The sequence below is a fragment of the Macellibacteroides sp. genome (genome assembly GCF_050251695.1).
GTDB lineage: Bacteria > Bacteroidota > Bacteroidia > Bacteroidales > Tannerellaceae > Macellibacteroides > Macellibacteroides fermentans.
On sequence record NZ_JBFWMI010000113.1, the window covers coordinates 1 to 8,797 of the forward strand.

General features: G+C 36.6%; 7 protein-coding genes. 6 read left to right on the forward strand and 1 reads right to left on the reverse strand.

All coding sequences use genetic code 11. From position 1 onward, the window contains the following. From AB7E53_RS13190 to AB7E53_RS13210, 5 genes are all read left to right on the forward strand, one after another. Window positions 1-981, forward strand: a 981-nt coding sequence (locus tag AB7E53_RS13190) for a RagB/SusD family nutrient uptake outer membrane protein (RefSeq protein ID WP_446776160.1), incomplete at its 5' end; no start/stop codon positions are given. A 466-nt stretch (window positions 982-1,447) separates the two neighbouring features. Then, window positions 1,448-4,597, forward strand: a complete 3,150-nt coding sequence (locus tag AB7E53_RS13195) for a SusC/RagA family TonB-linked outer membrane protein (protein ID WP_446776162.1) — start codon at window positions 1,448-1,450, stop codon at window positions 4,595-4,597. Between the two features lie 12 nt (window positions 4,598-4,609). After that, entirely contained in the window at window positions 4,610-6,070 is a 1,461-nt protein-coding gene (locus AB7E53_RS13200; protein WP_446776164.1) for a SusD/RagB family nutrient-binding outer membrane lipoprotein, read from the forward strand. Between the two features lie 20 nt (window positions 6,071-6,090). Further along, window positions 6,091-6,798, forward strand: coding sequence for a BT_2262 family domain-containing protein (locus tag AB7E53_RS13205; protein ID WP_446776165.1), 708 nt, complete (start codon window positions 6,091-6,093; stop codon window positions 6,796-6,798). A 10-nt stretch (window positions 6,799-6,808) separates the two neighbouring features. Continuing rightward, the gene (locus AB7E53_RS13210) at window positions 6,809-7,306 is read left to right on the forward strand and encodes a lipid-binding protein (protein ID WP_446776167.1); all 498 of its coding nucleotides are present in this window, start codon (window positions 6,809-6,811) and stop codon (window positions 7,304-7,306) included. A 55-nt stretch (window positions 7,307-7,361) separates the two neighbouring features. On the opposite strand, the gene AB7E53_RS13215 is transcribed toward AB7E53_RS13210, so the two are convergent. Next, window positions 7,362-8,357: a gliding motility protein GldB-related protein gene (locus tag AB7E53_RS13215; protein WP_446776169.1), complete on the reverse strand. Its 996-nt coding sequence runs from the start codon at window positions 8,355-8,357 to the stop codon at window positions 7,362-7,364. Between the two features lie 191 nt (window positions 8,358-8,548). Here AB7E53_RS13215 and AB7E53_RS13220 point away from each other — a divergent pair. Beyond that, the coding region (locus AB7E53_RS13220; RefSeq protein ID WP_446776171.1) for a peptide-methionine (R)-S-oxide reductase at window positions 8,549-8,797 on the forward strand (249 nt) is incomplete at its 3' end.

Below are 8,797 nucleotides of genomic sequence, written 5' to 3' on the forward strand. Positions count from 1 at the left end.
CAAGCTTATGCTGTAAGAGCATTAAGTTCATTTTATTTGGTAAACTATTTTGGTTTACCATACTCGGATGCCAATAAGTCTACATTAGGAATTGTAAATGTAACAAAGCCGGTTGCAGCTTTCGAACAGATAAAGAGAAGTACTGTAGGCGAAAACTACGAACAGATTCTTTCAGACATCGCCAAGGCCAAAGAATATTTTGCCAAGGATGGAGTGGAAGATGTAGATTATATATTTATGAACAAAGCAGCTGTTTCTGCATTGGAGGCTCGCGTTAAACTGTATATGAAAGACTACAACGGAGCCATCGTTGCCGCAAACCAAGCAATTGCATTGAAAGATGGAGCTATTGTGTCAAGTAAAGAAGAATATATTCAACTGTACCGTTCGCTTGTGATTTCATCCGAAGATATATTTGTAATAGCTAAATCGGCCACCGATTATTTGTCGGCTAATTCATTAAATACATTATATGGAAACTATGGTATGTCTTTAAATGAATCGACAATCGCCGAATATCCCTCTACAGATATTCGCCTTGCATTGCTTGGTGGGGAATGGAAGGGCGGAAAGATGGCCGGTGTCTTTGCAAACAATCAGGTTTCAAATTTACCTGTTTTCCGTTTACCCGAAATGTATTTGACGCTTGCTGAAGCCTATGCAAAGACTAACAAATTTGCTGAAGCTAAACAAAGTTTGCTGGAAGTAGCTGCTAAGCGTAATCCTGCGTTGGAAGATTCGGACATTCCGGAAGATGCAACAATTATTTCGTTTATAAACAAAGAGCGAAAATTGGAATTAGCACAAGAAGGACACCGTTTTCTGGATGCACGCCGTTTAGGTGAGAAAATCAGCGTAGGCAATGGTACCTATAAGAATTTTGATGTATCCAAGTTTGTATATCCAATACCTGCTAAGGAGGTGAATGCAGGCTTTGGAGTTGTTCAAACAACTGCCTGGGATGCCAATTTGCCCAAATAATACAATCAAGTATAATCTATAATGAAGCGGCTGCCTGTTTTCAGGTGGCCGCTTTTTTTGCAATAAACAGCCGTTTGGTTTTATAAATAAATGTATATTTATTAGGTTCAATAGTGTTAAAATTAATATGTCATTTGTCCAACAGAGTAAACAAAGGATTAAAAAACTTTAGTTGCTTACGATTTATAACAACGACCTCCACTATCAATATGTAAGCACATTCTTTATGCCCGTTTAAAGTGTCAAAATGTAGTTTTAATGTTAAATACTTGACCCGCTTGTTCCTCTTGTTGAGCAGAATGTTTGTTATTTTTATGTTGTTTAAACTGTTTTTTTGTAAATAATATCGTTAATTGTGTTCAAAATTGTTTTTTTTATTATATTTGCTTCTTAAAACTGAAAACATAAATTAAGCTAAAGTGTGTGTAAATTAGTAATTCAAAAGTTTAACATTAAAAGAATGTCTATGAAAAAGTTGACTTTTCTATTTTTATGCCTGGTAATAGGCATCGGATTGGCAACCGCTCAGACGCGGCAAATAACAGGTACTGTTATTTCTGCTGAAGACGATCAGCCAGTCATTGGAGCGTCTGTAGTTGTTAAAGGAACAACAACAGGAACAGTAACAGATTACGACGGTAAATTTAGTTTAACCGTTCCTGCAAGTGCTACAACATTGCAAATCTCATATATTGGGATGGTAGCTCAAGACGTAGCAATTGCTCCAAATATGAGAGTAGTATTGAAGTCTGATACCAAAACAATTGATGAAATTGTTGTTACTGCAATGGGTATAAAAAGGTCTGAAAAGGCTATTGGTTACGCTGCATCTTCCGTTACTGGAGAAGAATTAACAGAGTCTCGTAGTTCTGACGTTCTGTCTTCATTGTCTGGTAAGATTGCTGGGGTACAAATTGCGAATACTTCATCTGACCCAGGTGCATCAAATTCTATTATTATTCGTGGTGTAAGCTCATTAAGTGGTAGCAACCAACCATTGTTTATTGTAGATGGAGTTCCTATGAACAATAGTACGGTTAGAACTTCGGATGCACTGAATAATGGTTATGATTATGGTAACGCTGCTAATATGGTTAACCCTGATGATGTAGCATCTATGTCTATTTTAAAGGGAGCTGCTGCGACAGCATTATATGGTAGCCGTGCTGCGAATGGTGTTGTCTTAATTACGACAAAAGGTGGAGGTAAATCAGCTCAAGGTATTGGTGTTGAATTTAATACAGGGGTTCAGATTGCTGATATTTTAAGATTACCAGAATTCCAGAATGAATTTGGTATGGGATGGGACGGAACTCACACATTAATTGAGAATGGTAGCTGGGGACCAAAATATGATGGTTCAATGCAATTATGGGGTAATGTCTATAATCATTCACAAAAATTGAAACCATTTTCTCCTCTGGAAAACAACTTAAAAGACTTCTTTGAAACGGGAGTTAGATATTCTAATAGTGTGTCATTTACAGGAGGTAATGATAATACAGAATATTTTGCATCATTCTCTCAATTAAGTGATGATGGATTGATTCCTTCTAATGTTGATACATATGATAAATATACTTTCTCGGTGAGAGGTAGTCATAAAGTAAAAGCTTTAACAGTTTCTACATCGATTAACTATGCTGATCAAACAAATAACTTTGCTCCAACTGGACAAGGCTTAACAGTCATCAACTCTTTGTATCAGGTGCCAAGAGATATAAGTATTGTTGGGATGAAAGATTTAAAGGATCCTTTCAATACTTTAGATTATTTCTTTACACCTTATGGAATTACTAACCCATATTATCTGATTGATGTTTTGGAAAATAAATTTAATCAGAGTAAGACTTATGGTAAAGTTCAAGCAGATTTAGATTTTCTTGAATATTTTAAAGCGACTTACCGTTTAGGGTTAGATGATACTAGCAATGATACAAAAACTGGAACCCCAAGAATTACAGGAACTCCAGGAACTCCAAATGCAGGTCAAATTGACCAAGAAGGAGAAGTAATGCGCATGATGTCAAGACGCAGAGAATTAAATCACGATTTTCTTGTTACATTTAATAAGCCATTTGAAGGATTTGACATCAGTGCAATGGTTGGAACTAATGTTAACGAAAGAAAGTATTCTTACAATCAAGCTACTGTAACGGGATTGGATATTCCTACTTATTATAATTTAAGTAACTCAGCCTCTTCTCCAGTTGTAAAAGAGTATGATTCGTTAAGAAGATTAGTTGGGTTGTTTGGTGAAGTTCAAGTAGGCTATAGAAACTTCCTTTATTTAACGGCAACTGCTCGTAATGACTGGTCTTCAACTCTTCCTAAAGGAAATAATTCATTCTTCTATCCAGGTGTTACTGGTAGTTTTGTGTTTTCAGAATTATTGTCAGATGATTTAAAAAGAGTAGTGAGCTTGGGTAAATTGCGTTTAGCATATGGTAAAACAGGTAATGATGCTGACGTGTATATGATTGATCCTTATTACACAAAGAGTTCTGCCTATAACGAATTTGGTAATATTGCATTTCCTTTAAATGGGGTTAATGCATTTACTTTAGGAAATACGTTAGGTAATACTAATCTCAGTCCTGAAATTACAACTGAGTATGAAATCGGAGGTAATGTTGCTCTATTTAATGGTCGTATTTCTGTAGATGCTTCTTTTTATAATAGAAAATCTGATAAGCAGATTTTTAGTTTAAATATGGATCCAGCAGCAGGATATACAGCGCAAAATATTAACTTAGGAGAAATTCAGAATAAGGGAGTTGAGCTTTTAGTTGGATTAGTTCCTGTACAAACTAGAGATTTTACCTGGAGTATAAACTGGAACTTCTCAAAGAATAACAGTGAAGTATTGAGCTTGCCCGAGGAATTAGGTGGAGAAGCTATTCTATATGGAATTGGAGATATTAGCTTAGCTGCAGTAGTAGGAATGCCAGTAGGTGTATTCAAATCAGAAGTGCCAGAAAGAGACCCTAGTGGAAATATTGTGGTAAACGCATCTAACGGTTTACCAATCGCTGCTGAGAAATTTGAATATGTAGGTGATATCAACTACGATTATGAAATGGGTATTTCTAATAATTTTTCATATAAAGGAATTAACTTAGGGTTTGATATTGATATCAGACAAGGAGGTAAGATGTATTCACGTACAAAAGATATCAACTACTTCGTAGGTAATGCTATTCAAACAACCTATAACGATCGTAACCCGTTTATTGTTCCAAATTCAGTAGTTAAGAATTCAGATGGCTCATATTCTCCTAATTCAACAGCTGTAAGCGTAGCTAATATGGGAGAGTTTTGGGATAATGGTGGTTTTGATATGGGATCAGGCTTCTTGATTGACAAATCTTATGTTAAGCTACGTTCTGTTACTTTGGGGTATGATATTCCTAAAAGCTGGTTGAAAAATACATTTATTCAAGGATTAAAGGTAACAGCTTATGGAACGAATCTTTTAATGTGGACTCCCTCAGGCAATACCTTTATTGATCCTGAAGTTTCGACATTTGGTAATGATTTGATTGGTAAGTATGGAGAATTCTCTGCTAACCCAACAACTCGTAAATTTGGCTTTAACGTGATGGTTAAATTTTAATAAGTGAAGAATATGAAAAAAATATTATTAATATTATTATCGGTGGCACTATTTAGTTGTGACGACTATCTTGATGTTAACACCGATCCAAACAACCCAAGTGAAGTTTCGACAGCTTTGGTCCTTCCTTCTGCTCAAAACTTTATAGCAACGAGATTAGGAGGTAATATTTTCAACTATACAGGTTTTTATGCTCAATATTGGGATCAAGCTGTAGAAGCTAACCAGTATAATGAAATAGCCGAAAATAGAATTAAGTTTGACTTTTTCAATAACGACTATCGTTATTTATATGCAGGTGCTTTAGCAGACTTAAATGTAGCGCTAAAACAATCTGAAGAACAAGAAGCATGGGGTGATCATTTTGTAGCAACTGTACTTCGTGCATATACATATCAAATGTTGGTCGACTTAATGGATCAAGCTCCTTATACAGAAGCTTTACAAGGTAGCACTATCCCAATGCCTAAGTGGGATGAAGGATCTGCAATATATGCAGGAATAATAACTGAAATAGACAATGCTTTAGCTAAGGTAAATTCATCAACAACCATTACGGCCGACTTAATGTTAAATAGAGACATTAAGCAATGGATTGGTTTTGCGAAAGCATTAAAATTAAAGCTATATATGCGTTCTTCTTATGCTCAAGATAACAAGGCTCAAATTATGGCTTTGATTAATGAGAATAACTTCTTTACTGGAGACATAACCTTTGCAGCTTATGCGAATGAATCAGGTAAGCGTAATCCTTGGTATGAAACAAATACAATTGGATTGGGAACAGTAAATAATATTGCAAGTTTCCCAATTATTACTTACCTTAAAAGGACCTCAGATCCTCGAATGGCAAAACTATTTTCAAAATCAGAAAATAAGAATGATTATTTAGGACTGATTCCTGGTAGTAAAACAGAGATGCCTTCAGGTGTTAAAACAAAAGATTTTAGCTTCCCTATTATGGGTGCTACTCAACCTGTTTATTTCTTTACTCAAAGTGAATTGCAATTCTTTATTGCTGAAGCTCAATTGAGATTTGGAAATAATGATGCTGCTGCAAAATCTGCATATGAAGCAGCTATTGATGCAAACTTCTCTTTGAGAGGTGTTTCTGGAGCTTCTGATGTTTATGGTGCAGGTAAACGCGCAGAATGGGCTTCTGCTACATCGGCAGAGGGCAAACTTGAGCTAATCGGTTTACAAAAATGGGTAGCACTTTGCATGATAAACCATTTTGAAGCTTGGGCTGAGTTAAGACGTTTAGGATATCCTCAGGTTTCATCGCTTGCAGCTTCTGCTGTTTATGCAGATGAAACTAAATATACTGAAGGCCAGTTAATCCGTCCTTGGGTTAATCAATTGGGTACAGAAATGATACAAAGAGTATTGTTCCCAGAAGTTGCAGTTAATTTGAACGATAATACTCCTGAACAGGCTGGATTGTCTGCTAAGATTTGGTGGGATAAGAAGTAACATACAAATAATAAAGATTTATGAAAAGATTTATATATAGTTTTCTATTTCTCTTCGGTCTGTTAGTATTCACAGGATGCGAAGATATTACTTCAGAGGACACTTCCAAGATAACATATTTTGTGACCTTTGATATGGCTGGAGATCAAGTAATGACTATTCCTGTAGGTCAATCGTATGTAGAACCGGGGGTTGTTGCACTTGAAGGTGATAATGATATTTCTTCAAGCATGAAGATTACAGGGACCGTTAATTCAAATGCTGTAGGGTTATATCCGATTACATATTCTGCTACAAATGTGGATGGATTTTCTAGTTCTGTAACACGTACAGTTATTGTTTATAATCCGGAAGTTACTGCAAATCTAGCTGGAAATTATGTAACAGCCACAGGTACTTATCGCTTTTGGTATTCATCTGGTGCTAAAGTTAATTTCCCAGGCTTCAATGTTAATATTACAGAAGTAGCTCCTGGTGTTTATTACGTTTCAGACTATTTTGGTGGATATTACGATCAACGTGCTGCTTATGGAGCAAATTATGCAATGACCGGTTATATGAAGTTAAATCCTGATAATACATTGGAAGAGTTATCAAGTGCTGTAAAAGGATGGGGAGATTCTTTGGCTTCTTTTAAAGGAACCTATAATCCTACAGATAAAACAATTTATTGGGAATCTGCTTATGCTGGTTCTATGACATTCTACGTTAATTTAAAACTAAAATAACAAAATGAATATGAAAAAATATTTATATATAATGATTACTGCGTTAGCGTTTATTTCGCTATCGTGTGATAAGGATGATACAGATCCAGGAAGAACATCTGTAGAGGAGATGGCCGGCGACTGGTGGGTGACTTATGAGTATGAGGATAATGGCAAATGGCATGATTCAGGAGTAGGTCATCAACGTTTTACTACTTATAATACAGCTGCAAATAGTGATTCTGAAATGTGGATAAATGACGGAGAGCATTTCTGGGAATTTAGTGGCATTGTTTCTGTTGATTATACTAATAAAACTTTTACTAGTAATGGAATGATTGACAATGTAACCTATGAGAGCCAATTTGAAATTACCGATGGGAAAGTCTTGAAAGATGGAGCTTTAACTCCTAGCGGACAACCAGCAGATAGTATTGTGTTTTATGTTAAGTTTGATGATGATACTGATAATATTTTATGGAAAGTATCAGGATTCAGACGTTCTGGATTTCCTGCGGATGATTTTTAATTTAATCAGTATAAAGTTTAGAAGGGTTACCAATTTGGTAACCCTTCTTTGTTAATTATGGCTTATATTCAGACATCCGAAGGATTTCGTTTGGGTCTGTAACTTGCATAAGTTGTTTTGGGGTTGCGTTGCTTTTGTTTTGGTATGCTTTTACAATTTGCCATCCTAGCCAGGTTCCTGTATTAGCAGGAGCTCCTATTACCGGGAAGTTGTTGTGTGCGTCTTCAAAGTAGCGTGCTGTTGTAATACGGTCGGCCGTATTCAATTGTTTGTGTTCAACGATGTATTTCCATAGTACGCCCTCATTCTTTTGCCACCAGTCGGCATCCTGTTGTGTATAGCCCATCAGTGTTTCCATCTTTATTCCCGGAAGTGCTTCCATAACCAGTTGTTTTATTTTCCCTTCATACACCATCCGGTCCAGCAATTGTTGTTCGTTGCCTGTAAAAGGAAATTCAGACATTAGCCATCCGGCCAGATAGTCGGCTGCCACCAATTCTCTTTGCATCTTATTACGCTGCGGCTGGTTAAAGAAAGCTTTATAAAGAGGATACTCAATACCCATGTATTTGTCGGCCGACAATGAAAGCAGACTATCAGCCACCAGTACATTCTGGTTTAGTCCGGATACATGCATGTAAACTGCCGGAATCTGCATATCGGGAAACTGACTGTGCAGATAGGCAAAACCGGTTGTTAAGGCTGCTTCAATATCCCCCACCGAATCATACGCTTTAATAACATCGGTGTACAGATTCCTTAAGGTTGGTTCGCTGTAGTACTTGAATAAATTCAGGCTTACAGCAGATAAAGAGCTGTCGGAAGAGTTAAACAGACTCTTGTCCAATATTTCAAGCATTTGGGGATACTCCTTTTCCAAAGCTTGCTGTAACTTTTCATCTTTACTCTCTATACACTGGAAGAGGGCCTTGTCGAAACGATGAATCACTATTTGTGAGGAGGAGCCGGACGGCGTTTGTGCAGACGGTTGCGTATTGCATCCCATAAGCACAAGAGATAACAGAAAGGGATGGAAGAGTTTCTTTACCATGATGCTGTTGTTTAGTACCAAATAAAACGGCTGGAATTCCTTTATATTGTTTCACGCAAATGCATTGCAACAAGTCGTCCCTCCCTTTTGTTAAATAAATATCAATCTTGTAAATATGGTAGTATATGAATACAAGTGTTTATTGGTTTATTTTATTCTTACTAGTTTCAAATTTTATAAATGGGCAGCATATGAGATCGCTTACACCGGAAGAAAAGAGAGTTATCATTGATAAGGGAACAGAGTATCCTTTTACAGGAATTTATACCAATCATAAGGAGAAAGGTACTTACCATTGTAAACAGTGCGATGCTCCGTTGTATCGTTCGGCCGATAAGTTTGATTCCGGTTGTGGATGGCCCAGTTTTGATGATGAAATTAAAGGAGCTGTAAAACGCTTTAAGGATGCCGACGGGCGGCGAACTGAAATTGTTTGTGCT